20 protein-coding genes and 1 pseudogene are annotated in these 24,975 nt (G+C 71.3%); 16 read left to right on the top strand and 5 right to left on the bottom strand.

Annotated elements, in window-relative coordinates; all coding sequences use genetic code 11:
* Positions 1 to 232: 232 nt before the first annotated feature.
* The 4 genes from LUX31_RS13310 to nudC all read left to right on the top strand — a co-directional run bounded on the left by LUX31_RS13310 (position 233) and on the right by nudC (position 9,681).
* The gene (locus LUX31_RS13310) at positions 233 to 3,598 is read left to right on the top strand and encodes an ATP-dependent helicase (RefSeq protein WP_235474989.1); all 3,366 of its coding nucleotides are present in this window, start codon (positions 233 to 235) and stop codon (positions 3,596 to 3,598) included.
* A 36-nt stretch (positions 3,599 to 3,634) separates the two neighbouring features.
* On the top strand, positions 3,635 to 7,147 hold the full coding sequence (locus tag LUX31_RS13305; RefSeq protein ID WP_235474988.1) for an ATP-dependent DNA helicase: 3,513 nt from the start codon (positions 3,635 to 3,637) through the stop codon (positions 7,145 to 7,147).
* 10 nt (positions 7,148 to 7,157) lie between these two features.
* Positions 7,158 to 8,570 carry a dipeptidase gene (locus LUX31_RS13300; RefSeq protein ID WP_235474987.1) on the top strand — a complete coding sequence of 471 codons (1,413 nt, stop codon included), beginning with the start codon at positions 7,158 to 7,160 and terminating at the stop codon, positions 8,568 to 8,570.
* Positions 8,571 to 8,733: 163 nt separating this feature from the next.
* Positions 8,734 to 9,681, top strand: a complete 948-nt coding sequence (gene nudC, locus LUX31_RS13295; protein WP_235474986.1) for an NAD(+) diphosphatase — start codon at positions 8,734 to 8,736, stop codon at positions 9,679 to 9,681.
* Positions 9,682 to 9,738: 57 nt separating this feature from the next.
* Here nudC and LUX31_RS13290 read toward each other — a convergent pair whose 3' ends face one another.
* The gene (locus LUX31_RS13290; protein WP_235474985.1) at positions 9,739 to 9,996 is read right to left on the bottom strand and encodes a glutaredoxin family protein; all 258 of its coding nucleotides are present in this window, start codon (positions 9,994 to 9,996) and stop codon (positions 9,739 to 9,741) included.
* 190 nt (positions 9,997 to 10,186) lie between these two features.
* On the opposite strand from LUX31_RS13290, the gene LUX31_RS13285 reads away from it, so the two are divergent.
* The 5 genes from LUX31_RS13285 to LUX31_RS13265 all read left to right on the top strand — a co-directional run bounded on the left by LUX31_RS13285 (position 10,187) and on the right by LUX31_RS13265 (position 14,088).
* Positions 10,187 to 12,382: an ATP-dependent DNA helicase UvrD2 gene (locus LUX31_RS13285; RefSeq protein WP_235474984.1), complete on the top strand. Its 2,196-nt coding sequence runs from the start codon at positions 10,187 to 10,189 to the stop codon at positions 12,380 to 12,382.
* A gap of 171 nt (positions 12,383 to 12,553) precedes the next feature.
* Complete coding sequence (locus LUX31_RS13280; RefSeq protein WP_235474983.1) at positions 12,554 to 12,877, top strand: hypothetical protein; 324 nt, start codon at positions 12,554 to 12,556, stop codon at positions 12,875 to 12,877.
* A 172-nt stretch (positions 12,878 to 13,049) separates the two neighbouring features.
* Positions 13,050 to 13,418, top strand: a complete 369-nt coding sequence (locus LUX31_RS13275) for a WhiB family transcriptional regulator (protein WP_020119791.1) — start codon at positions 13,050 to 13,052, stop codon at positions 13,416 to 13,418.
* Complete coding sequence (locus LUX31_RS13270) at positions 13,415 to 13,738, top strand: hypothetical protein (RefSeq protein ID WP_164409200.1); 324 nt, start codon at positions 13,415 to 13,417, stop codon at positions 13,736 to 13,738. The genes LUX31_RS13275 and LUX31_RS13270 overlap by 4 nt, the downstream gene beginning before the upstream one ends.
* A gap of 122 nt (positions 13,739 to 13,860) precedes the next feature.
* Positions 13,861 to 14,088, top strand: a complete 228-nt coding sequence (locus tag LUX31_RS13265) for a hypothetical protein (protein WP_235474982.1) — start codon at positions 13,861 to 13,863, stop codon at positions 14,086 to 14,088.
* Positions 14,089 to 14,094: 6 nt separating this feature from the next.
* On the opposite strand, the gene LUX31_RS13260 is transcribed toward LUX31_RS13265, so the two are convergent.
* Both LUX31_RS13260 and LUX31_RS13255 read right to left on the bottom strand, forming a co-directional pair.
* Entirely contained in the window at positions 14,095 to 15,459 is a 1,365-nt protein-coding gene (locus LUX31_RS13260; RefSeq protein ID WP_235474981.1) for an ABC1 kinase family protein, read from the bottom strand.
* Positions 15,452 to 16,663, bottom strand: coding sequence for a TOMM precursor leader peptide-binding protein (locus LUX31_RS13255; protein WP_235479906.1), 1,212 nt, complete (start codon positions 16,661 to 16,663; stop codon positions 15,452 to 15,454). Before LUX31_RS13255 ends, LUX31_RS13260 begins: the two co-directional genes overlap by 8 nt.
* A 338-nt stretch (positions 16,664 to 17,001) precedes the next feature.
* On the opposite strand from LUX31_RS13255, the gene LUX31_RS13250 reads away from it, so the two are divergent.
* The 4 genes from LUX31_RS13250 (at position 17,002) to LUX31_RS13235 (ending at position 20,882) form a co-directional block, all read left to right on the top strand.
* The gene (locus LUX31_RS13250; RefSeq protein WP_235474980.1) at positions 17,002 to 17,604 is read left to right on the top strand and encodes a M48 metallopeptidase family protein; all 603 of its coding nucleotides are present in this window, start codon (positions 17,002 to 17,004) and stop codon (positions 17,602 to 17,604) included.
* Positions 17,605 to 17,737: 133 nt separating this feature from the next.
* Positions 17,738 to 19,417, top strand: coding sequence for a TerD family protein (locus tag LUX31_RS13245; RefSeq protein WP_235474979.1), 1,680 nt, complete (start codon positions 17,738 to 17,740; stop codon positions 19,415 to 19,417).
* 11 nt (positions 19,418 to 19,428) lie between these two features.
* Positions 19,429 to 20,109, top strand: coding sequence for an AIM24 family protein (locus tag LUX31_RS13240; protein WP_235474978.1), 681 nt, complete (start codon positions 19,429 to 19,431; stop codon positions 20,107 to 20,109).
* A gap of 17 nt (positions 20,110 to 20,126) precedes the next feature.
* Complete coding sequence (locus LUX31_RS13235) at positions 20,127 to 20,882, top strand: AIM24 family protein (protein ID WP_235474977.1); 756 nt, start codon at positions 20,127 to 20,129, stop codon at positions 20,880 to 20,882.
* Between the two features lie 65 nt (positions 20,883 to 20,947).
* Here LUX31_RS13235 and LUX31_RS13230 read toward each other — a convergent pair whose 3' ends face one another.
* Together LUX31_RS13230 and LUX31_RS13225 are read right to left on the bottom strand one after the other, a co-directional pair.
* Positions 20,948 to 21,463, bottom strand: a complete 516-nt coding sequence (locus tag LUX31_RS13230; protein WP_235474976.1) for an NUDIX hydrolase — start codon at positions 21,461 to 21,463, stop codon at positions 20,948 to 20,950.
* Complete coding sequence (locus tag LUX31_RS13225; protein WP_235474975.1) at positions 21,460 to 22,863, bottom strand: zinc-dependent metalloprotease; 1,404 nt, start codon at positions 22,861 to 22,863, stop codon at positions 21,460 to 21,462. Before LUX31_RS13225 ends, LUX31_RS13230 begins: the two co-directional genes overlap by 4 nt.
* Before the next feature lie 188 nt (positions 22,864 to 23,051).
* On the opposite strand from LUX31_RS13225, the gene LUX31_RS13220 reads away from it, so the two are divergent.
* From LUX31_RS13220 to LUX31_RS13215, 3 genes and pseudogenes are all read left to right on the top strand, one after another.
* On the top strand, positions 23,052 to 24,164 hold the full coding sequence (locus LUX31_RS13220; RefSeq protein WP_235474974.1) for an SDR family oxidoreductase: 1,113 nt from the start codon (positions 23,052 to 23,054) through the stop codon (positions 24,162 to 24,164).
* Positions 24,136 to 24,287, top strand: a pseudogene (locus tag LUX31_RS37865) (cobyrinate a,c-diamide synthase); the annotation flags it as partial. The gene LUX31_RS13220 and the pseudogene LUX31_RS37865, both read left to right, overlap by 29 nt.
* A gap of 141 nt (positions 24,288 to 24,428) precedes the next feature.
* Complete coding sequence (locus LUX31_RS13215; protein WP_235474973.1) at positions 24,429 to 24,890, top strand: molybdenum cofactor biosynthesis protein MoaE; 462 nt, start codon at positions 24,429 to 24,431, stop codon at positions 24,888 to 24,890.
* The last annotated feature ends 85 nt before the right edge of the window (positions 24,891 to 24,975 follow it).

Below are 24,975 nucleotides of genomic sequence, written 5' to 3'. Positions count from 1 at the left end.
AGGGGAACCTGTGGCCCGTACGGGGTAAAACCGGCACGTCCGTGCCATGGCGTACGTTCGTGGGGCAAGGGGCCGCAGTGGCGCTCGGGGCGGGAGGGAACAAGCGGAAGCCCTGCTTCCGAACCGCCCGTCGGCGTAGCGTCGGCTGCACCTGTCCCCCTCACCTCCCGGCCACCGTCCTCCACACACGACGGTCGTCCAACCAGCACACCCACCAGGACCGGCGAACCACGTGAGCTCCTCTTCCTCCACCAGGCGCCTGTCGCACCCTCAGGTGCGACAGGGGGACCGTGGCGCTTACCGACTGGTGCGTACCCCGCCCACGCGGCAGGACCCCCCTCGTCTGGACGCCGCACAGCGCGCGGTGGTTGACCACGCGCGGGGACCACTGCTCGTCCTCGCGGGCCCGGGTACCGGAAAAACCACCACCCTCGTCGAGGCCGTGGCGGCCCGCATCGCCCGGGGCGGGGACCCCGAGCGGATCCTCGTGCTGACGTTCAGCCGCAAGGCGGCCGTCGAACTGCGCGACCGGATGGCGCTGCGCATCGGCGCCGCCCGCGCTCCCCGCGCGACCACCTTCCACTCCTTCTGCTACGCCCTGGTCCGCGCCCACCAGGACAGCGAGCTGTTCGTGGAGCCCCTGCGGCTCCTCTCCGGCCCCGAACAGGACGTGGCCGTACGCGGGCTGCTCGCCGGCCAGCCCGACCTGGAGCGGCTCGGCCTCGCCCATGTGCGCTGGCCGGACGAACTGCGCGCCTGCCTCACCACCCGAGGCTTCGCCGACGAGGTCCGCGCGGTCCTCGCCCGCAGTCGAGAACTGGGCCTCGGCCCGGACGCCCTGGACGCCTTCGCGCGGCGCATCGGCCGCCCCGACTGGCGTGCCGCCGCCGCGTTCCTCGCCGAGTACCTCGACGTGCTCGACATGCAAGGGGTGCTCGACTACGCGGAACTCGTGCACCGCGCGGTGCTCCTCGCCGACCGTCCCGACACCGCCGGACAGCTCGCCGCCCGCTACGACGCCGTCTACGTGGACGAGTACCAGGACACCGACCCGGCCCAGGTGCGGCTGCTGCACGCGCTCGCAGGGGGCGGCCGGACACTCGTCGCCCTCGGCGACCCCGACCAGTCGATCTACGCGTTCCGCGGCGCGGATGTCAACGGCATCCTGGACTTCCCGGCGGCCTTCCCGCGCGCGGACGGCCGCCCCGCGCCGGTCGAGGTCCTCAGGACGTCCCGCCGCTCCGCCGCCGTCCCGCTGACCGCCACCCGTCTCCTCACCCAGCGCATGCCACTGACCCGCCTCCCGGCCGAGAAGGTCCGCGCCCACCGCGCACTCGCCCCGGTCCGCGACGGGGGCCGTGTCGAGGTCTGCACGTACCCGACGGCCGGCACGGAACTGGACAACATCGGCGACATCCTCCGCCGCGCACACCTGGAGGACGGTGTCCCCTGGGGCGAGATGGCCGTCCTGGTGCGGGCCGGCGGCCGGACGATCCCCACGGTCCGGCGCGCCCTCACGGCCGCCGGGGTCCCCCTGGACATCGACGGCGACGACCTGCCCCTGCGCCACGAACCGGCGGTGGCACCACTCCTGACGGCACTCAGGGCGGTGGCCACGGCGGAGGCATCCGGCACGGACGAGGGGACGGGCGCCGAAGGGGCGGAGGACGCCGACGCCGCCGTGCCGGGAGACACCGCCTGGCTCGGCACGGAGACCGCTCTGACGCTCCTCACCTCCCCCCTCGCAGGCATGGACGCCGCTGATCTGCGCCGCCTCGGCCGCGCCCTGCGCGAGGAGGAGCGGGCCGGGGGCAACCCCGTACCGCCGCCCTCGGACGAACTCCTCGCCCGCGCGCTGGCCGAACCGGAACGCCTCGTCGCCCACGATCCGACGTACGCGCGCGGTGCCCAGCGTCTCGGCGCGCTGCTCAGGAAGGCACGTGAGCGCCTCGCGGGCGGCGGCACGGCTGAGGAGGCCATCTGGGACCTGTGGAACGGCACGCCCTGGCCGACGCGGCTGGAGCGGGCCGCCCGGCGCGGCGGTGCGGCCGGACGCAACGCCGACCGGGACCTCGACGCCGTGTGCGCGCTGTTCGCGACCTCCGCGCGCGCGGAGGAGCGCACCGGAGGCCGGGGCGCCCTCAACTTCCTGGAGGAGATCGACGCCGAGGACATCGCCGCCGACACCCTCACCCGCCGTGCCGTACGCCCCGACGCCGTGCGCCTGATGACCGCGCACCGCTCCAAGGGTCTCCAATGGCGCCTCGTGGTCGTCGCCGGCGTCCAGGAGGGACTGTGGCCCGACCTGCGCCGCCGCGGCTCCCTCCTGGAGGCAGACCGCATCGGCCGCGACGGCCTCGCCGAACCGCTCACCCCGGGAGCACTGCTCGCCGAGGAACGGCGGTTGTTCTACGTGGTCGCCACGCGCGCGCGTGAACGCCTGGTCGTCACCGCGGTGAAGGCTCCCGCCGACGACGGGGACCAGCCCTCCCGCTTCCTCACCGAACTCGGCGTCGAACCCAAGGACGTGACGGGCCGCCCGCGCCGCCCCCTCTCCGTCGCCGCCCTGGTCGCCGAACTGCGCGCCACCACGGTCGACCCGCGCGTCTCCGGCCCTCTGAGGGAGGCCGCCGCCCGCCGCCTGGCCCGGCTCGCCGCGCTCACCGACGAGGACAGCCGCCCACTCGTGCCGTCCGCCCATCCCCACCGGTGGTGGGGCATGTACGAGCCCACCGAGAGCAAGGTCCCGCTGCGCGACCGCGACCAGCCCGTCGTGCTGTCCGGCAGCGCCCTCGACCAACTCGCCAACACCTGCGCCCTGCAGTGGTTCCTGGGCCGCGAGGTGAAGGCCGACGCCCCCGCGACCGCCGCCCAGGGATTCGGCAACGTCGTGCACGTCCTGGCCGACGAGGTCGCCTCCGGACACACCCCCGCCGACCTCGACGTCCTCATGGAACGCCTCGACTCCGTGTGGAACGCGCTCGCCTTCGACGCGCCGTGGAAGTCGGCGCAGGAGAAGGAGCACGCGCGCGTGGCGCTCGAACGCTTCCTGACGTGGCACGTCGACTCCAGCCGCACCGGCCGCACCCCCGTCGCGAGCGAGCACGACTTCGACGTGACCCTCGGGGCCGGCGACTACGAAGTGCGCATCCGCGGTTCCATGGACCGCGTCGAGACCGACGGCGAGGGCCGCGCCTACGTGGTCGACTTCAAGACCGGCAAACAGGCGCCCACCGCCGCCGAGGTGGCCCGCCACCCCCAACTCGCCGTCTACCAGCTCGCCGTCCGCGAAGGCGCCGTCGACGACGCCTTCGACGGGGTGCGCCCCGAACCGGGCGGCGCCGAACTGGTCCAGCTGCGCCAGGGAGCCGCCAAAAGGGACGGCGGCGAGACCCTGCCCAAGGTGCAGGCCCAGGCCCCGCTCGAAGGAGGGGCAGGGGAAGGCGCGGAGGGGGAGTGGATCGGCGACCTGCTGGCCACCGCCGCAGGCAAGGTGCTCGACGAACGCTTCACCCCGACCGCCGGCCAGCACTGCGCGCACTGCTCCTTCCGGGCCTCGTGCAGCGCTCGCCCGGAAGGCCGGCACGTGGTCGAGTGACACCGACTGTCAGTGGCCGCCGCTAGCCTCTCTCACGTGCCAGCCAGTATCAGCGACCCCGAGCAGCTCAAGGAGCTCCTCGGCATCCCCTTCACCCCGGAGCAGACGGCCTGCATCATCGCGCCGCCCGCCCCGCAGGTGATCGTGGCCGGAGCCGGGTCGGGCAAGACGACGGTGATGGCGGCACGCGTGGTGTGGCTCGTCGGCACCGGCCAGGTCGCCCCCGAACAGGTGCTCGGCCTCACCTTCACCAACAAGGCCGCCGGTGAACTCGCCGAACGCGTCCGCAAGGCGCTCGTCAAGGCGGGCGTCACCGACCCGGACGTCATCGACCCCGACAACCCGCCCGGCGAACCGGTCATCTCGACCTACCACGCCTTCGCCGGCCGCCTCCTGACCGACCACGGCCTGCGCATCGGCCTCGAACCCACCGCCCGCCTGCTCGCCGACGCCACCCGCTTCCAGCTCGCCGCGCGCGTACTGCGCGAGGCCCCCGGCCCGTACCCGGCGCTCACCCGCTCCTTCCCGGACCTCGTCAGCGACCTTCTGACCCTCGACGCCGAACTCGCCGAACACCTCGTCCGCCCCGAGGAACTGCGCGCGTACGACGCCGAGCTGCTGCGCGCCCTGGAGGGCGCCAAACTCACCAACGCGGACCTGCGCAAGGTCCCCGAGACGGCCGCCGCCCGCCGTGAACTCACCGAGCTGGTGACCCGTTACCGGGCCGCCAAGCGCGAACGCGACCTCCTCGACTTCGGCGACCAGATCGCCCACTCCGCGACGCTCGCCCGGATCCCCGAAGTGGGCCGCGTCCTGCGCGAGGAGTTCCGGGTGGTCCTCCTCGACGAGTACCAGGACACCTCGGTGGCCCAACGCGTCCTCCTGGCAGGCCTGTTCGGCAGCGGCACTGGCCACCCGGTGACCGCGGTCGGCGACCCCTGCCAGGCCATCTACGGCTGGCGCGGCGCCTCCGTCGCCAACCTCGACGACTTCCCCGAGCACTTCGCCCACGCCGACGGCGGCTCGGCCGCCCGCCAGTCCCTCAGCGAGAACCGCCGCAGCGGAGGCCGTCTCCTCGACCTCGCCAACGGCCTCGCCGAGCCCCTGCGCGCCATGCACGCGGGCGTGGAGGCCCTCCGCCCCGCACCCGGCGCCGAACGCGACGGCCAGGTGCGCTGCGCGCTGCTGCGCACCCACGCCGAGGAGATCGACTGGCTCGCCGACTCCGTCGCCCACCTCGTACGCACCGGCAAGGCGCCCGGCGAGATCGCCGTCCTGTGCCGCACCGCCACCGACTTCGCCGAGATCCAGGGCGCGCTCGTCGCCCGGGACGTCCCCGTCGAGGTCGTCGGGCTCTCCGGGCTGCTGCACCTGCCCGAGGTCGCCGACCTGGTGTCCGTCTGCGAGGTCCTCCAGGACCCCGGGGCCAACGCCTCCCTGGTCCGGCTGCTGACCGGCCCGCGCTGGCGCATCGGCCCGCGCGACCTCGCCCTCCTGGGCCGCCGGGCCCGGTTCCTCGTGTCCCACGCGCGCGTGGGTGACACCGACGACCCGGACCGCCGGCTCGCCGAGGCCGTCGAGGGGGTCGACCCCTCCGAGGTGATATCGCTCGCGGACGCCCTGGACACCTTCCTGGAGACGTCCCTCAGAGGCGAGGGTGACGACGACGGGCTGCCCTTCTCGCCGGACGCGCGCGTGCGCTTCGCCCGGCTCGCCGCCGAACTGCGCGACCTGCGCCGCTCACTCTCCGACCCGCTGATGGACGTACTGCACCGTGTGCTCGCCGTCACCGGCCTGGAGGTGGAACTGTCGGCGTCTCCGCACGCCCTGGCAGCCCGCCGTCGCGAGACCCTCTCCAACTTCCTGGACGTCGCCGCCTCGTTCGCCGCCCACGAGAGCGAGGCGAGCCTGCTCGCCTTCCTCGGCTTCCTGCGCACGGCGGCGCAGTACGAGAAGGGCCTCGACAACGCCCTGCCCGGCGGCGAGAACACCGTCAAGGTGCTCACCGCCCACAAGTCCAAGGGCCTGGAGTGGGACGTCGTGGCCGTCCCCGGCCTGGTCACCGGCACTTTTCCCAGCGCCCAGGGCCGCGAGAAGTGGACCTCCCAGGCCAAGGTCCTGCCGCACGAGCTGCGCGGCGACACCGACACACTGCCCGACATCGAGGCCTGGGACGCCCGGGGCATGAAGGCCTTCCACGAGGCGATGAAGGACCACCAGCACACCGAGGAACTCCGCCTCGGCTACGTCACCTTCACCCGCCCCCGCTCCCTCCTGCTCGGCTCCGGCCACTGGTGGGGCCCCTCCCAGAAGAAGCCCCGCGGCCCCTCCGACTTCCTCCAGGCTCTCTACGGCCACTGCGCGGCCGGACACGGCGAGATCGAGGCCTGGGCGGACGAACCGGAGGAGGGCGAGGAGAACCCCGCCCTGCACGCGACGACCGCCGACCAACTCTGGCCCCTCCCGCTGGACGACGCCGCGTTCCGCCACCGCAGGGCCGCCGCCGAGACGGTTCTCGCCCACCTGGAGACCCTCGCCTCCCACGAGGACACCCACCCCGCGGCCGCGCCGGACCCGGACATGTACGAAGACCCGGACTGGCCCCCGCCGCCGGACGACGACGAGATTCCGTACGACGGCCCTCTTGACGAAGACACCGGCTTCCCCACAGAGCACGACGCCGACTGGGACGCCTTGACCACGGACCGCCCCGAACCGCCCACACAGACGCCGCCCCACGCGCGCGTGCCCCACACCGGACACGACCACGAGCGCCCGCCCACGGTGCCGCACGCCCGCCGGCACCCCGCCGAAGCGGATCTCACCCCCGAGGAGGCCCGTGCCGTCGCCTCCTGGGATCGCGACCTCGACGCGCTCACCGGGGAACTGCTCCGCGCGCGGGAGAGCGTCACCGACGTCCCTCTGCCCCCGTCGCTGACCGCCACTCAGCTGATGCTCCTGGCCGCCGACCCGGACGCCCTCGCGCAGGAGCTGGCCCGCCCCATGCCACGCCCGCCGCGGCCCGCCGCCCGCCGGGGCACCCGCTTCCACGCCTGGGTCGAGTCCCGCTTCGAGGAACTGCAGCTCCCCATGCTGGAACCCGATGAACTGCCCGGCAGCGACGCCGAGATCGCCGACGAACGCGACCTGGAGAACCTCAAGGACGCCTTCGAGCACACCCCGTACGCACACCGAACGCCCTACCGGGTCGAGGCCCCCTTCCACCTCGCCATCGCCGGACGCGTCGTACGGGGCCGGATCGACGCCGTCTACAAGGAGGGCGACGGCGACGAGGCGACGTACGAGATCGTCGACTGGAAGACCCACCGCGCCCCCACCGCCGACCCCATCCAGCTCGCCGTCTACCGCCTGGCCTGGGCCGAACAGCAGGGCGTGCCCCCGGAGGCAGTCGGGGCCGCCTTCCTGTACGTGCGCAGCGGCGAGATCGTACGGCCCGATCTCCCGGACCGGGCCGCGCTGGAGCGGCTGCTCCTGGAGGAGCCGGCCGCGTTCGAAGTACCGGACGAGGATGTCAGCGCGGGCCGATAGGCTCTCGACCATGAGCCATCCCGTTGACAGTGACGTCAGCGCCGTCCGTACGTACATCGAGCAGCACCGCGCGGCCTTCCTCGACGACCTCGCCGAGTGGCTGCGCATCCCGTCCGTGTCGGCCCAACCCGACCACGCCGCCGATGTACGCCGCAGCGCCGACTGGCTCGCCGCCAAACTCAGGGAAACCGGCTTCCCGACCGTCGAGGTCTGGGCCACCCCGGGCGCCCCGGCGGTCTTCGCCGAGTGGCCCGCCGACGACCCCGCCGCCCCCACGGTCCTCGTCTACGGCCACCACGACGTGCAGCCCGCCGCCCGCGACGACGGCTGGGACAGCGACCCCTTCGAACCGGTCGTCCGGGGAAACCGCCTCCACGCGCGCGGGGCCGCCGACGACAAGGGCCAGGTGTTCTTCCACACACTCGGCGTCCGTGCCCACCTCGCGACCACGGGCCGCACCGCACCCGCCGTCCATCTGAAGATGCTCGTCGAGGGCGAGGAGGAGTCCGGCTCCATCCACTTCCGGGCCCTCGTCGAGGAGCACGCCGACCGGCTCGCCGCCGACGCCGTGATCGTCTCCGACACCGGTATGTGGGCCGAGGACACCCCCACGGTGTGCACCGGCATGCGCGGCCTCGCCGAGTGCGAGATCCAGCTCCAGGGACCCGACCAGGACATCCACTCGGGCTCCTTCGGCGGCGCCGTGCCCAACCCGGCGACCGCGGTCGCCCGCCTGGTCGCCGCGCTGCACGACGAGCACGCGCGCGTGACGATCCCCGGCTTCTACGACGGCGTCACCGAACTCAGTGACCGCGAACGCGAACTCCTCGCCGAACTCCCCTTCGACGAGAAGGAGTGGCTGCGCACCGCCAAGTCGTACGCCACCCACGGCGAAGCCGGACACACCACCCTGGAACGCGTCTGGACCCGCCCCACCGCCGAGGTCAACGGCATCGGCGGCGGCTACCAGGGTCCCGGCAGCAAGACCATCGTCCCGGCCTCGGCCATGGTGAAGCTCTCCTTCCGGCTGGTCGCAGGCCAGGACCCCGACCACATCGAGAAGATCGTCCGCGACTGGACCGCGACCCGTGTCCCCGACGGGATCCGGTACGAGATCACGTTCGCGGCGGCCACGCGCCCGTGTCTGACCCCGCTGGACCACCCCGCCCTGCAGTCCGTCGTACGCGCCATGAGCCGCGCCTTCGGCAAACCGGTCCGCTACACGCGCGAGGGCGGCAGCGGCCCGGCCGCCGACCTTCAGGACGTCCTCGGCGCCCCCGTGCTCTTCCTGGGTATCTCCGTCCCCTCCGACGGCTGGCACGCCCCGAACGAGAAGGTGGAGATCGACCTGCTCCTCAAGGGCGTCGAGACCACCGCCCACCTCTGGGGCGACCTCGCAGAGAACTGGCGCCATGAGGCCTGACGACCCCGCGCGGTCGGAGCCTGCAGCCGCCCCGGGGCACACTGGCAGCACTGCCCCGCACCCGCGCGAGCCCGCCCGAAAACCACCGCCCCCGCGTCCCCACCCACATCCCGCCGAACCGCCCGCCGAAATATCCGTTCCACCGGGGGAGTTGGAAGCACCTGTGACCACCTGGACCGACTACACCGCCGACCGTCCGATCTCGCTCACCGCCCCCAGCGGCATCGACCGGGCCGCGCACCACCGGCTCGACGAGGCCTGGCTCGCCGCGGCGTGGAGCCACCCCACCACCCGCTGCTTCGTGGTCTCCGGCGGCCAGGTCCTCATCGACGAGACGTCCGAAGGACGTACCGAACTCGTCATGACCCCCTCCTTCGAAGCCCCCCTCACCGAGGCGCACCGCTACTTCCTCGGCAAGGACGAGGAAGGCACCAGCTACTTCGCCCTCCAGAAGGACGCCCTGCCCGGCCGCATGGACCAGTCGGCGCGCCCCGCCGGCCTGCGCGAGGCCGGCCTGCTCCTCTCGCCCCGGGACGCGGGACTGATGGTGCACGCCGTCGCCCTGGAGAACTGGCAGCGGCTGCACCGTTTCTGCTCCCGCTGCGGCGAGCGCACCGTCATCGCCGCCGCCGGCCACATCCGCCGCTGCCCGGCCTGCGGCGCCGAGCACTACCCGCGCACCGACCCGGCGGTGATCATGGCCGTCACCGACGAGGAGGACCGTATCCTCCTCGGCCGCCAGGTCCACTGGCCCGAGGGCCGCTTCTCGACGCTCGCCGGTTTCGTCGAGCCCGGCGAGTCCATCGAACAGTCGGTGCGCCGCGAGGTGTTCGAGGAGGCCGGCATCCTCGTCGGCCACGTCGAGTACGTCGCCAGCCAGCCCTGGCCGTTCCCGTCCAGCCTCATGCTCGGCTTCATGGCCCGCGCCGCCTCCACCGACATCGAGGTCGACGGCGACGAGATCCACGAGGCCCGCTGGTTCTCCCGCGAGGAGTTGCGCGCGGGCTTCGAATCCGGCGAGGTCCTCCCGCCGTACGGCATCTCGATCGCGGCCCGCCTGATCGAACTCTGGTACGGCAAGCCGCTGCCGAAGCCGAACAGCGCGGTCTGACGTACGCGAAGACCCCCGCACGGCCGCTGGGCCGGTCGGGGGTCGGGAACACGCGGGTCAGGCGCCGAGAGCCTGCTTCACCTGCGCGAGGCTCGGGTTCGTCATCACGACCTCGGGGCCGTCGTTGGAAGGCACGACCAGCACCGTGGGAACCGTCTGGTTGCCGCCGTTCGCCTTCTCCACGAACGCCGCGGAGTCCGGGTCCTGCTCGATGTTGATCTCGTTGTACGCGATGCCCTCGCGGTCCATCTGGCTCTTCAGCCGACGGCAGTAGCCGCACCACGTGGTGCTGTACATCGTCACAGTGCCCGGCATGTCTCTCGCGCTCCTCAGCAGTTCGGGGGACGGGTGCTCGCTGTGGTGGAACGTACGCGACCCGTCCGCCATTCCCATGAGGGGTATCCAGGGTTTTCTGAGAGGGACGCCTGCCGGATTAGTACGACTGCAAGGGGGTGCCTGTGGACAACCGGCTCACCTGTCTCCGGCGACCTGGCAGCATGGCCGTGTGACAGCAGCAACGCACTCCACCCTCTTCCCGCAGGTTCCGGACTCGGCCGACGCGGTGCTCGACGGACTCGATCCCGAGCAGCGCGAAGTGGCCACCGCCCTGCACGGTCCGGTGTGCGTGCTGGCAGGCGCCGGCACGGGAAAGACACGGGCGATCACCCACCGCATCGCCTACGGTGTGCGCGCCGGGATCCTGCAGCCCTCCAGCGTGCTCGCCGTCACGTTCACCGCCCGTGCCGCCGGTGAGATGCGCGGGCGACTGCGCCAGCTCGGCGCGGGCGGAGTCCAGGCGCGTACCTTCCACTCGGCCGCGCTGCGCCAGCTCCAGTACTTCTGGCCGAAGGCCGTCGGCGGCTCCATGCCCCGCCTGGTCGACCGCAAGATCCAGCTCGTCGCCGATGCCGCGGCAGCCTGCCGTATCCGCCTCGACCGGGGCGAACTGCGGGACGCCACCGCCGAGATCGAATGGTCCAAGGTCACCCAGACCGTCCCCGCCGACTACGCGCCCTCCGTCGCCAAGACCGGCCGCGTCGCCCCCCGCGACCCGGCCGAGATCGCCCAGATCTACGCCACCTACGAGGACCTCAAACGGGACCGCTCCGTCATCGACTTCGAGGACGTCCTGCTGCTCACCGTCGCCGTCCTCCAGGACCGGCGCGACATCGCCGAACAGGTCCGCTCCCAGTACCAGCACTTCGTGGTCGACGAGTACCAGGACGTCAGCCCGCTCCAGCAGCGGCTGCTTGAACTGTGGCTCGGGGACAGGGACAACCTGTGCGTGGTCGGCGACGCCAGCCAGACCATCTACTCGTTCACAGGAGCAACTCCGGACCATCTGCTCGACTTCCGCACCCGCCACCCCGGTGCCACCGTCGTCAAGCTGGTACGCGACTACCGCTCCACCCCCCAGGTCGTCCACCTCGCCAACGGCCTGCTCGCCCAGGCCCGGGGCCGCGCCGCGGAACACCGCCTGGAACTGATCTCCCAGCGAGACCCGGGACCCGAGCCCGGCTACACCGAGTACGCCGACGAACCCGCCGAGGCCGAAGGCGCCGCCCGCCGCATCCGCGACCTTGTCGCCGCCGGCGTCCCGGCCGGCGAGATCGCCATCCTGTTCCGGACGAACTCCCAGTCCGAGGCGTACGAACAGGCCCTCGCCGACGCCGGAGTCCCCTACCAGCTGCGCGGCGCCGAACGGTTCTTCGACAGACCCGAGGTGCGCAAGGCGATCAATCAGCTCCGCGCCGCCGCCCGCTTCGGCGGCAACGACTCCCTCCTGGACGATGTCGTCGACCTGCCCTCACAGGTGCGCGCCGTGCTGTCGGGGGAGGGCTGGACCAGCGAGCCGCCTGCGGGCTCCGGGGCCGTCAGAGAGCGCTGGGAGTCGCTGGCCGCACTGGCGCACCTCGCGCAGGACTTCACCGCCGCGAAACCGGGCGCCACGCTCGCCGACCTCGTCGCCGAACTCGACGAGCGGGCGAACGCGCAGCACGCCCCGACCGTCCAGGGCGTCACCCTCGCCTCCCTCCACTCGGCCAAGGGCCTGGAATGGGACGTCGTCTTCGTCGTCGGAGTCGCCGAGGGCATGATGCCGATCACCTATGCGAAGACGGACGAGCAGATCGAGGAGGAACGCCGTCTCCTCTATGTCGGTGTGACCCGTGCGCGAGAACGCCTCCATGTCTCCTGGGCCCTCTCCCGTGCCCCCGGAGGCCGCCCGAACCGCCGCCCCAGCCGCTTCCTCGACGGCCTGCGCCCCGGTTCCGTCACCACCGCCCACCGGACGGGCACGGCCGGCCCCGGCGGCATCGAGCGCGGCTTCGGCGGCAGCCCCGGCGTGACCCCGCGCAGGACACAGAGAACCCCGGCCCGCTGCCGGGTCTGCGGGCGCACGCTGACCGACGCGGGCGAGATGAAACTGATGCGATGCGACGAGTGCCCCTCCGACATGGACGAGGGCCTCTACGAGCGGCTGCGCGAGTGGCGGGCGGACCAGGCGGCACGCAGTGGCCAGCCCGCCTTCTGCGTCTTCACCGACCGGACCCTGATGGCGATCGCGGAGACCGTCCCGGACGAAGCAGGGGAGTTGGCCCGCATCCCCGGCGTCGGGGTGCGCAAGCTCAACCGGTACGGAGCCGATGTTCTGGCCATCTGCGCTGGTCAGGAAGTTGAGGGTGAGGGCGGGAGTGACTGATTCAAACTCGTCGGAAAAATAGTTTGCGCATGCCCCGGCAATCCCCATAGGTTCTTAGCCACGGGCACGGAGTCTTCTCAGAAGACCTGGATCCGTGCTGTACTTCATAGTCGTATATCCGTTGGACTGGTTCACCCCAGTCCCCCAAGACGCCGAGAGGAGGCGAGTCCAGTGATCAGCATCTACACCAGCTCTGTCAGCGAGGTCAAAATGACCGATCTCTCGGCCGTCTCCCTGTGCATGCTCGGCGTCTCGAACCTGGGCACCGGTCTGTCCGGCATTCCTGCCGTCCGGCCGGCGTCCTCCGTGTCTCTCGCGGGTCTCCCTGTCCGCGAGCGCAATGAGCGACCGATCAAGGCACTGGAAGCAGGAGCAGTAAAGGCACAGGCCCCGGTCTATGCCTTCGCGGCCGGTGCCGGATCCCTGAAGCAGACGACGCAGCACCACACGATGTGGGCCTTCCGTGGGCCAGAACCCTGGAGTGATCCAGCCTGATTGATCAGGCCGGCGCCTTCAGGGCCGCGGAACCCCATCCGGGATCCGCGGCCCTTCTGTTTTCCCCGAACGGGGACAACGGAGTGAAGGGGCCTCGGGACAAGAGAAAACCCGCCGGTACCAGCCACACCGGCCCAACAGGGCCGGGACGAACAGACGAGGAAGACGAACCGTGCAACTCGAAGCGCACGCCCCGTCAGTACCGCCTTCCGAAACGATCCCCCCGCCCGGCCTCACGGAGGACTCCACCTTGATCCCGCTCACTGCGCTCACCGCGCTCGACGACGCCATCGAGAACCTCGGCGTACCCGTCCCCTGCCGTTCCTACGACCCGGAGGTCTTCTTCGCCGAGTCGCCGGCCGATGTCGAGTACGCCAAGTCGCTCTGCCGCACCTGCCCGCTGATGGAGGCCTGCCTCGCCGGCGCCAAGGAGCGGCGTGAGCCGTGGGGTGTCTGGGGCGGCGAACTGTTCGTCCAGGGTGTCGTCGTGGCCCGCAAGCGGCCGCGTGGCCGTCCGCGCAAGAACCCGGTCACGGCATGAACATCACAGGAACGATCGACCGCCCCTTCACGCACGACCCCAAGAAGCAGGCCCCGATGACGCCGACCACCAGCGAGCCCGTCGGCTCCGCGACCCCGGACTTCACCACCACCGGTGCGAACGACTCGCGCCAGAACAGGACCCGAGAGATGCAACTCATCCCAGAAGCCCTGGCTCGTGCGCATATGCACGACCGCCTTCAGGAGGCCGAGCGGGAACGCCGCGCGCACCGCGTGGTGACCGCCCGTCGCCTCCAGCGCCGAGCCGAGCGCGCCTCGCTGCGTGCCCGCCGTGCGCTTGCCATGGCGGTCATGCAGTAACGACCACGGCGATTCGGCAGTAATAGCAGTCCCTTCCCGCGGGGGCCGGTCCGTCCGAACGGACCGGCCCCCGCAGTGCGTTGTGCCCGCCGGACCACCGGTCACAGCGATATCGTCGGCTGGTGACGAGTGTTCCCGGCAGCAACGACGTCCCCGGTGGCGGTGACGACAGCGGTTCCTCCACGGAACCCCGCACCGTCGTGTGCGCCCACTGCGGCACGCAGGCCGAGGGCCCGCCGCTGACCTGGACCTGCTCGGTGGAGAACGGCACGCGTCACTATCTCTGCGACACATGCGCCCGGCAGAACCTCAGAGCGATCGAGGGACGGCTGGACTCGGCCTGGTGGTGAGCCGGCTCAGACTCCGGCAGCCGACGCCTCCTCCTCGTCCTCCGGCAGGAAACCCGGTAGCCACTCCTCCAGTTCCGCGCGCATGCGGACCGTCGCCCCCAGTTGGCACAGGACGCCGATGGTGCTCAAGGTCACCCGGTGGATCAACAGATACGACGGGGGCAGGTTGAGCCGCTTGCCCAGTTGGTGTGCGGGGGAGCGCGGGTCGGCTATGCGGGTCGCCTGGTTGCGCATCCAGCCCCGGGTGAAGGTGAACTCGTCCGCCTGCGCCGGTTCGATGATCGGCAGGAGGTAGTCGAGCACGGCGTCGGGGTCCAGGTCGATGGAGTCCTTGACGAAGCCCTCCGCGCAGAGGGCCTCGTAGACCGCCTCGGCCTGGCCGTCCAGGGTCAGCCGCAGTGAGTCGCCGATCGTCGGGGGCAGGCCGCCCGGGAGCCGGTCGACGGTGCCGAAGTCCAGCACACCCAGACGCCAGTCGTCCTTGCCCGCCGGGCCGCCGGGCAGCAGACGGAAGTTGCCGGGGTGGGGATCGGCGTGCAGGAGGCCGGTGCGGGCGGGTCCCGAGAAAAGGAACCGGGCCAGCAACTGGCCCGCGCGGTCCCGCTGCTCCTGGGTGCCGTTGGTGATCACCTCCGACAGCGGTATGCCGTCCATCCACTCCGTCACCAGGATCTGCTCGCACTGATGGACGACGTCCGGTACCACGACGTCCGGATCGTCCGTGAACTCCGCCGCGTGGGCCCGCTGGGCCTGGGCCTCCAGACCGTAGTCGAGTTCCTCGGAGACACGGTCCCGGAGTTCGGTGATGAGCGGCTTGATGTCCATCCCGGGGATGAGGGGGCCCAACAGACGGGCGAAGCGGCTCAGTTGGTTCAGGTCGGAGAGCAGTGCCTCGCCGGCGCCCGGATACTGCACCTTGACCGCGACCTCGCGCCCGTCGTGCCACACCGCCCGGTGCACCTGGCCGATCGAGGCCGCGGCGGACGGCTTCTCCTCGAACTCCAGGAACAGTTCCTGCCAGTCCGCGCCGAGCCGCTTCTCCAGCACCGAGTGCACCGTGCGCGTAGGCATCGGCGGAGCCGCTTCCTGGAGCTTCGTCAGCGCCGCGCGATAGGGGCCCGCGACCTCCTCGGGCAGGGCGGACTCGAAGACGGACAGGGCCTGCCCGAACTTCATCGCGCCGCCCTTCAGCTCGCCGAGGACCTTGAACAGCTGTTCCGCCGTGCGCTGTTGCAGCTCGCGGCCGACGATGTCCGCCGACTCACCGACGATCCGTTTGCCCAGTCCCCAGGTCGCCCGCCCGGCGATGCCGAGCGGGAGCGCGGCGAGCTTGGCGGTACGGGTGACCGCCTTCCGGGGAAGATCAGACATGCGCCCTCCAAGTTCCGGACGGCTGCGTCGCGTGTGCCTTACGGCGTAACCCGGTCGACGGCCGTTGCTCAGCCATTGTCTCGTGCGACTCCCCGTCCTCGGAGGTGCGTTCCCCCTTCTTACTTTTCTCCTCGGCACCGCAGGGACATGCGGGGTGCGCCCAGACCGGGCGGGAGTGCCAGTCGAGCCCGGGGACGGAGACCTCCCAGCGGGCACCCGCCGTGGACGGGTTCCTGCCGTCCAGGAAGGCCAGCGCATGGCTCGCGGTCAGCCCCGCGACCGTCGTCGCCAGGGCCAGGTCGCAGGCCCTGACCTGGCGTGGTCGTGCGGAACGCCACTGGGCGACCAGTCGTGGCCAGACGGCGTCCCGGTCGACGCGCCAGCGGTCCAGACAGCCGGCGCAGGCCGTCTCCCCGGGCAGTACCAGCGGGCCCACGACACCGGTCCCCTCCACGACACCGGCGTACAGATGGGGTGTGCCGGAGGTCACGAGTGGTTCGGCGGCGGCCGGGTCGGGCGCGTGCACGGCGAGGTCGTCGCGCGGGGCGAGGATCACCAGGGAGAAACCGGGGTCGCCCTCACCCGGCGGCGACTGGACGTCCGTACGCCGTGGTGCGCGGTCCGGGGCCGCTCGTCGGGCGGCGCGCCGGGCGGACTCGTCCCGGCGTTCGCCGACGGAATCGGCGGGCAGGCCACCCGGCGCGACGTCCCACGGCTCGACCACGCCACCGTCGCGCACATCGACGTGGCCCACCCCCGCACCCGCCAGCAGCGACGCCACCACCGCGCCCACCCGGCCCGCGCCCCGGACCTGCACGCGCAGCGACCGGCGGGCTGCCAGCCGTGCCATCGCCTCGCCCGGCGCCGGTGCGATCAGGGAGAGGGAGGCCAGATCGGGGCTCAGCCGCTCCAGGACCTTCTTCTTGCCGCGCAGCGTTTCGACGGCCGGGCCGCCGCCTGTCGCGTCGTCGAGGAGGCCGGCCTCGCCCAGTCGCTCCACCAGTCCGTCGACATGATGGGCCGGCAGGTCCATGCGATGCCCTTCCTCGTGGAGGCGGGACAGTCCGCGCGTGCCGTCGAGCATGCCCAGGAAGCTGCCCGTCGCCGTGTCCATCGGACCGAGGGTCATCGCGTGTGCGGGTGTCATCCCGAACTGGACCGTGTTCAGATCCCGCCAGCCACGCCGCAGCGCGGGTTTCATCATCGGGTGGGTGACACGCGGGCGGGTCTCACCCGAGTGGGTCGTGTCCGGCGGCGCGACAGACGTGTCCGGTGTGTCCGACGCAGGCGCGGGTGTGGTGGTTGATCGCATGGCAGGCCCCCGTAGCCAGAGAAAGTCCCCGTTGAAAGTCCCTGTTTGTCGGCGGATGTCGGTGCTCGTTCCGTCGACGAGAGTCAGCATGCCGGGTTTGCTCATCGGGCGTCGAAAGTTGTCCACAGGTGGTGGGTATTCGTCGTACAAATCAAACGCATGGTGGGGGATCGACGCCGAACCGTCCCGGAGTCAAGACTTCCCCCATGTGCAGCGGGTAACGTCGTGCCGTGCCCGCCGACCCACTGCACCGCGCCGGAAACCCACAGCGCAGTACGACGAGCCAGCCGCCAAGCGGCTCGGGGGCGAGCGCGATCGAGGTTCGCAGGAGTGCCCGGCGACGCCGGACGGTCTCCGCGTACCGCGAGGGCGATCGCACCGTCGTGCTCATCCCGGCCCGGATGTCCGAGGCCGAGGAACAGCGCTGGGTGACTGTCATGCTCGACAAACTGGCCGCCCAGGAGAGCAAACACAAACGGGTGCCCGGCGACAGCGAGCTGGCCGAGCGAGCCGAGCAGTTGTCGGACCAGTATTTCGACGGCCGCGCCCGGCCCACCTCGGTGCGCTGGGTCACCAACCAGAACACGCGCTGGGGCTCGTGCACCCCGGCCGAGGGCAGCATCCGGCTGTCGCACCGGCTGCAGGGCATGCCCGAGTACGTCGTCGACTACGTCCTCCTCCATGAGCTGGCCCACCTGCTGGTACCCGGACACGGGCCCCGCTTCTGGCGGCTCTTGGACGCTTATCCGCGCACCGAACGGGCCCGTGGCTACCTCGAAGGAGTGGTCGCCGCCGACCGGCTGCCGCATCCGCCCTCCGCGCGCGGGGAGTGACCTCCGGGCGGCAGGCGCGTGGTCGTGACGGGGCGTTGTGTACCGGGTTTGTACCGGCTTCGGCCGCGTCCGGAATTAGCCGTTAGCCTGACCCGACGCATTCGGCATTCGGGATGGGGGACGGTCGGTACGCATGGCCAGGGAATTCCAACGCGGCCACAAGGCCAGGATCAGTGATCTCACCGCGGGCACGGATCTGTACGTAGGCGTACAGATCTCCGGACCGGGGCTGACCTTCGACATCAGCTGCTTCGGCCTTGACGCCGACGAGCAGCTCTCGGACGACCGGTACTTCGTCTTCTTCAACCAGCCGAAGTCTCCCGAGGAGTCCATCCAGCTCCTGGGCGCCCAGGCGGGCGACACGGAGTCCTTCCGCGTCACGCTCGACCGGATCCCGCCGCAGATCCAGAAACTGTCGTTCACGGCCACGCTCGACGGCGCCGGGCAGATGTCGCAGATCGCCCCCGGATACGTCCGTATCGTCGCCGGCGGCGAGGAGGTGGCCCGCTACTCCTTCGACGGCTCGGAGTTCTCCACCGAGCGGGCCGTGATGCTGGGCGACTTCTACCTGAAGGACGTGTGGCGGTTCGCCGCGGTCGGACAGGGTTTCGACGGCGGCCTCGACGCGCTGCTGAAGAACTTCGGCGGAGAGGTCGCCGAGGAGGAGACGCCTGAGCCGCAGCTGCCCCAGCCCGCTGCCGCTCCCGGGTTCGCGCCTCCCGCGTTCGGCGTTCCGGCGCCGGCGGCTCCGGCCGCTCCGCAGCCCGCCGCTCAGGGTTTCGCGCCCCCTCCGGCAGCCCCCGCGCCCCCGGCTCCGGCGCCCGCGCCGTCGATGCACGCGGCCCCCACCATCGTCGCGCCCATGACCCCGCCCGGCGGCGCCCAGGTGCCGCCCCCGCCCCCGGCTCCGGCGCCCGCGCCCTACGGACAGCAGGTACCCTCGCAGGCTCCGCAGCCCCCGCCGGCTCCGTACGGCCAGGTACCCGGCCAGACTGGAACGCTGCCCCCTGGCTACGGTCAGCCGCAGCCGCCCCAGGCCCCGGCCGGGCCTCCCGGTCCTCCCAGCCCTCCCGGCTTCGGCCAGCAGCCGCCGTTCGGGCAGGCCCCCGGCCCGCAGGCCTCCTATGGAGTGCCGCAGGGCGCCGGGCAGAACCCCGGTGTCACAGCCGCGCTCCAGCAGTTCAAGGAGACGCCGACCGGGCAGCGCTGGACACCGCAGAGCAAGAAGCTGATCCGCGTCGACCTGGGCGTCGGCGGCCAGCCCGTGCTGGCCCGCCAGGGCAGCATGGTGCTCTACCAGGGCAAGGTCGACTTCAGCTACAAGGGCGCCGGATTCGCCGGCCGGATCGTGGGCAACGCGACCGGCCAGGAGATGCAGCTGATGCGCTGTACCGGCCAGGGCCAGGTGTTCCTCGCCGACAACTCCACCCATCTGCACCCCGTGGAGCTCCAGGGCGACGCGATCTGCGTCTCCGCCGAGAACGTCCTCGCCTTCGACGAGAGCCTCCAGTACGAGGTCCGCCGCGTCGAGGGACACGGCATCCCCGGCGGCGCTCTGTTCACGATGCAGTTCCAGGGCACCGGCACGATCGTCGTGAAGACGCACGGCACGCCCGTGGTGCTCCCCGTCACGCCCACCACGTTCGCCGACTGCAACGCCGTCGTCGCCTGGTCGGCCGCCTCCCAGGTGGTCGTCTCCAGCCAGGTACGGATGCGCCGCAACGCCTACCCCGGCGACACCGGAGAGAGCGTCAACCTCCAGTTCCGAGGCGCGCCCGGAAACTTCATCGTCGTCCAGCCGTACGAGGTCTGAGGGAGCCCGTCATGAACCAGCCGCTCGCGGGCTACGCTCCCGCACCCGTCACCGCCCGCATGGAGAACCACGGCAACCACATGCTGAAGGTCGCCATGCAGACCGGAAACGACCTCCTCGCGCGCGTGGGGTCGATGGTCGCCTACGAAGGCTTCGTCCAGTACGAGCCCAACCCGCCGGCCGTACGCCAGATCGCGCGCGACTGGGCCACCGGCGAGGGCGCGCCCCTGATGAAGTGCTCGGGGGACGGCCTGCTCTATCTCGCCGACTACGGTGCGAACGTGATCGTGATCAACCTCAACGGCGACGGCATCTCCGTCAACGCAACCAACCTGCTCGCCTTCGACGCGCACCTCACCTGGGGCGTCGAGCGGGTCAAGGGGCTGGCGAAGTTCGCCGGGCAGGGCCTGTGGAACACCAGGATCTCCGGGCAGGGCTGGGTCGCGCTGACCTCCCGGGGCAAGCCGATCGTCGTCGACTGCGGTGGCGGCGAGGACGAGACGTACGTCGACCCGGACGCGCTCGTCGCCTGGTCCCCGAACCTCAAGGTGAAGGGCAAGCGCAGTTTCAAGGCGCAGTCGCTCATCGGCCGGGGCAGTGGCGAGGCCTACCAGATGGCCTTCTCCGGCCAGGGCATCGTCGTCGTCCAGCCCAGCGAGGACAGCACCGACCGTCTCCGGATCCGGGGTTGAGGGGGAGCCAGAACGCCATGCAGAGCCCACTTTTCGCGCACAACGACTCGCAGACCCAGGAGCGCTGGAGTCTGCAGAACAAGCAGATGCTCCGGGTCACCCTGGAGGGCCACGACGACATCCTCGCCCGCAAGGGCACGATGGTCGCCTACCAGGGCCTGATGGAGTTCGACGCCGAGTACCAGAGCGGCAACCAGAGCCGCTCCCGCGCCCGCACGGGCGAGGGCCTGGACCTGATGCGCTGCCACGGGCAGGGCACGGTCTATCTCGCCAACCTCGCCCAGCACATCCATCTGGTGGACGTGGAACAGGACGGGCTGACGGTCGACAGCAGTTACGTGCTGGCGATGGACTCCGGGCTGCACCACGAGGTCATCGCCGTGGACAGCCTGTACGGCATCTCCGGTTCCGGGAAGTACCAGCTCAACATCACCGGACGCGGCAGGGTCGCCCTGATGACCTCGGGCGCGCCGCTGATGATGCAGGTGACGCCGGACAAGTACGTCAACTGCGACGCCGACGCGATCGTCGCCTGGTCGACCGGACTGCGCGTGCAGATGCAGGCCCAGACGCACACCTCCGGCGTGTGGCGGCGCCGCGGCAACACTGGCGAGGGCTGGGAGCTCAGCTTCATGGGCAGCGGCTACGCGCTGGTCCAGCCCAGCGAGTTGCTGCCGCCGCAGCACGCCCAGATCGGCCAGGGCGCCGCGGCCCAGTTCGGTATGGGGCAGCAGGGCGCGCGGGCGCAGAACCAGGGCAACGCCTGGAGCTAGCCGCACCGGACGGACAACCGGGACGTGTAAGGGGCGACCACTCTGGGCGGTCGCCCCTTACACGTTCACAGTCTGGCGCGCGTTGCTTCGAGCAGTCGTACGACCGAGTCGTCCGCCACGTCCGCCACCTGGGCGTAGGCGAACCAGCGCAGGTCCAGGGACTCGTCGCTGATCGCCTCCATGGCTCCCCTCGGGGCCACGGCGGCGTACTGCACGTCCAGGTGCCAGGCACAGGGCGTGTGGTGCCGGTCCAGGCGGACCGGGGTGCTCTGGAGCAGCCGCAGCGAGGGGATGCCGGACTCCTCCGTGGCCTCGCGGAGCGCGGCGTCCGCCAGCGTGTCGTCGCTCTGCTCGCAGTGCCCGCCCATCTGGAGCCACATCCGCAGCTTCTTGTGGAGCGTGAGCAGGACCCGCTCACGCTCCGGGTCGATCACCAGAGCGCTGGCTGTGATGTGTCCGTCCTTGCAGGCCTTCCACATCCCGTCGGGATGGCCGTCCAGATGGTCCAGGTAGACCTGACGGAGATCCTGCTGATCCTCATACTTCTCCAGCACCTGGACCGCGTCACCGTGGAGCGTCACTCGGAGTCGTCGTCCTTCTTCAGGTTCGGCTTGTCGGCGGAGCCGCCCGCCGCCTCGCCGAGCATCTTGTCCAGCTCCGAGAAGTCCAGCTGCTCGCGGTGCACGAAACCGTCCGGGTCGTCCAGGTCGGACGCCGTCGGCAGCATGTCCGGGTGGGCCCACAGGCCGTCACGGCCGTCGACACCGCGCGCGTCCGTCAGCGACGCCCACAGGCGCGCGGCGTCGCGCAGCCGGCGCGGGCGCAGCTCCAGGCCGATCAGCGTGGCGAACGTCTGCTCGGCCGGACCGCCCGTGGCACGCCGGCGGCGCAGGGTCTCGCGCAGCGCGTCAGCGGACGTGAGACGGGGCTTCGCGGCCGCGTGGACCACCGCGTCCACCCAGCCCTCCACGAGCGCCAGAGCCGTCTCCAGACGGGCCAGGGCGACCTTCTGCTCCGGGGTGTCCTCCGGCTGGAACATGCCCTGCTGGAGCGCTTCCTGGATCTGCTCGGGGTTCTGCGGGTCGAACTGGCCGACCACGTCCTCCAGCTTGGCCGTGTCGACCTTGATCCCGCGCGCGTAGCCGTCGACCGCGCCGAACAGGTGCGAGCGCAGCCACGGCACATGGGCGAACAGACGCTGGTGGGCGGCCTCGCGCAGGGCGAGATACAGCCGCACCTCCTCCTGGGGCACGCCCAGGTCCTTGCCGAACGCCTCGATGTTCGCCGGCAGCAGCGCGGCCCGGCAGGCCGGGCCCAGCGGCAGACCGATGTCCGTCGAGCCGACGACCTCGCCCGCGAGCACACCGACGGCCTGCCCGATCTGCGTACCGAACATGGCGCCCCCCATGGAGCGCATCATGCCGATCAGCGGGCCCGCCATGGCCTGCATCTCCTCGGGCAGGACGTCGCCCATGGCCGCGCCGACACGCTCGGCGACCGGGTCGACCAGCTCCTTCCACGCGGGCAGGGTCGCCTCGACCCACTCCGCGCGGCTCCACGCCACCGCGGATCCCGCACCGGACGGCAGCGATGTCGCGTCGTCCAGCCACAGGTCCGCCAGCCGGACGGCCTCCTCGACCGCGGTGCGCTCGGCGGGGCCGATGCTGGAGTCCTTGACGCCGTCGGGCGTCCCCTGGGAGACCGTCTGGCGGGCGATCTGCTTGGCCATGTCCCAGTTCACGGGACCGCCCTCGTACGAGAGCATCTGGCCCAGCTGCTGGAACGCCGCGCCCAGGTCGTTGGGGTTCATGGAACCGAACATGGCTGCGAGCGGATTGTCGCCTCCGGGACCGCCGAAGCCGGCAGGTCCGAAACCGAACGGTCCCTGACCACCACCGCTCTGCTGGTCCTTCTTCTTGCCCTCGTCGCCGTTCTCCGGCTCCTCCGGCGGAAGGCCGAATCCGAATGGGGTGTCACTCACGGGATTCCTCGGCTGGTAAGGCCGTCGGCTCTTCGACGGCGGCTGCCCGACAACACCACCCAGCCTAGACACCACGGCCGGTTGTGGGGCTCGATGCTCCGCCGACTCCTGGCCTGCGGCAGGATGGATGTCACCTGGTACGTACGCGTCACGCGCGTCCTTACTGAAGACAACCGCTGGAGACGCCGGTGAGTTCCCCAGATCCGCAGGTTCGCGCAGCGCGAAACCACTCAACCAACCCGGCCGTACGAGGGCCGGTCGTCGCGGTCACCGGCGCCGCGACCGGCATCGGAGCGCTGCTCACCGAGCGGCTCGCCGCGTCCGAGGAGATCAAGCAGGTCGTCGCCATCGACGAGCGGCGCGGAGAGTGCGCGGCGGCGCAGTGGCACATCCTCGACGTACGGGATCCGGCCATCGCGGAGAAGCTGCGCGGCGCCGACGTCGTGGTGCATCTGGCCGTCGATCTGGACCTGGAGACGGACGGAGCCGCCCGAACGGCGTACAACGTGCGCGGGACGCAGACCGTGCTGACGGCTGCCGCCGCGGCCGGGGTCCATCGGGTCGTGCTGTGCACGTCGGCGATGGTCTACGGGGCGCTGCCGGACAACGAACTGCCGCTGGCGGAGGACGCCGAGCTGCGGGCGACCGCCGAGGCGACCGGGGTCGGGGACCTGCTGGAGATCGAGCGGCTCGCCCGGCGCGCGCCGCGGGCACATCCCGGGCTCAATGTGACGGTCGTGCGGCCCGCGGTGCTCATCGGCGGCACGGACACCGCTCTTACCAGGTACTTCGAGTCGCCTCGGCTGCTTGTTGTGGCCGGGTCGCGGCCTGCTTGGCAGTTCTGTCACGTCGAGGATCTGTGCAGTGCGCTGGAGTACGCGGTGCTGGAGAAGGTCGAGGGGGAGCTTGCCGTCGGGTGCGACGGGTGGCTGGAGCAGGAGGAGGTCGAGGAGCTGAGTGGGATCCGGCGCATGGAGCTGCCGTCCGCTGTCGCTCTGGGTGCGGCTGCCCGGCTGCACCGGATCGGGCTCACGCCCTCTCCGGCCGGGGATCTGGCGTACACGATGTACCCCTGGGTGGTGAGCGGGAGTCGGTTGCACGATGCGGGGTGGCGGCCTCAGTGGAGCAATGAGGAGGTGCTCGCTGAGCTGCTTGAGGAGGTTGCGGGGCGGCATACCGTGGTGGGGCGGCGGCTGGGGCGGAAGGATGCGACCGCGGCGGGGGCTGCGGGGGCGACGGTGGCGTTGTTGGGTGCGGCTGCGGTGGTTCGGCGGGCTCGGAAGGCTCGGCGGCGGATCTGAGGGCCGGGGGTGGGGTGGGTTTGTTTCGCCCCCGCCGCCCTTACCCGTCCCATCCCTGGGGGCTGCGCCCCCAGCCCCCCCTTTCGCGCTGAACGCGCTCGTCCTCAAGCGCCGGACGGGCTGGGTGTGCCTGGGGGCTTGTGGTGGAGGGTGCGGCGGGTGGGTGGGAAAAGCTCGGCCTGAACGGCCTCGTCCTCAAACGCCGGACGGGCTGGGTGGTGCCGGCCTGGCTGAGTGGTGAGGCTGGGGTGGCACCATGGGGGTATGGCATCCCTTAATGATCATCCTGGTGAGAAGGGCGCTTCGGAGCCCATCAAGCTTCTTGCTGTTCGGGATGAGGCGCTCTCTCTGGATGAGGTTTTTCGGGCTGTGGGGGACGACTCCGCCGGGGGGACCGCGCTGTTCGTGGGGACCGTGCGGAATCATGACGGGGGTGCCGATGTCGAGGCGCTCGGCTATTCGTGTCATCCCAGTGCCGAAGCCGAGATGCGGCGTGTCGCCGAGAAGGTCGTCGCCGAGTTTCCTGTGCGGGCGCTCGCCGCTGTCCATCGCGTTGGGGATTTGGGTGTGGGGGATCTGGCTGTTGTCGTCGCCGTGTCCTGTCCCCATCGGGGGGAGGCCTTCGCCGCCTGTCGGAAGTTGATCGACGACCTCAAGCACGAAGTGCCCATCTGGAAGCACCAGACGTTCTCCGACGGGACCGAGGAATGGGTCGGCGCCTGCTGAGCCACACGGCTCCGGTTGCGTAACCGGCCCCCGGGCGTGAGCGTTAACACAGCGGAGGTTAATCTGCTGATCAGTCAGTTGCGGT

The sequence above is a fragment of the Streptomyces sp. GQFP genome, assembly GCF_021545335.1.
Classification (GTDB): Bacteria; Actinomycetota; Actinomycetes; order Streptomycetales; family Streptomycetaceae; genus Streptomyces.
Note: the sequence above shows the minus strand (reverse complement) of the source record. Positions and strands in the feature narration are given on the sequence as shown.

Coding starts and splice junctions, on each gene's coding strand:
- LUX31_RS13245 (WP_235474979.1), top strand. CDS start 17,738: ATGGCCAGGGAATTCCAACGCGGCCACAAGGCCAGGATCAGTGATCTC.
- LUX31_RS13240 (WP_235474978.1), top strand. CDS start 19,429: ATGAACCAGCCGCTCGCGGGCTACGCTCCCGCACCCGTCACCGCCCGC.
- LUX31_RS13260 (WP_235474981.1), bottom strand. CDS start 15,459: ATGTCTGATCTTCCCCGGAAGGCGGTCACCCGTACCGCCAAGCTCGCC.
- LUX31_RS13270 (WP_164409200.1), top strand. CDS start 13,415: ATGAACATCACAGGAACGATCGACCGCCCCTTCACGCACGACCCCAAG.
- LUX31_RS13235 (WP_235474977.1), top strand. CDS start 20,127: ATGCAGAGCCCACTTTTCGCGCACAACGACTCGCAGACCCAGGAGCGC.
- LUX31_RS13290 (WP_235474985.1), bottom strand. CDS start 9,996: ATGCCGGGCACTGTGACGATGTACAGCACCACGTGGTGCGGCTACTGC.
- LUX31_RS13215 (WP_235474973.1), top strand. CDS start 24,429: ATGGCATCCCTTAATGATCATCCTGGTGAGAAGGGCGCTTCGGAGCCC.
- LUX31_RS13300 (WP_235474987.1), top strand. CDS start 7,158: ATGAGCCATCCCGTTGACAGTGACGTCAGCGCCGTCCGTACGTACATC.
- LUX31_RS13255 (WP_235479906.1), bottom strand. CDS start 16,663: ATGATGAAACCCGCGCTGCGGCGTGGCTGGCGGGATCTGAACACGGTC.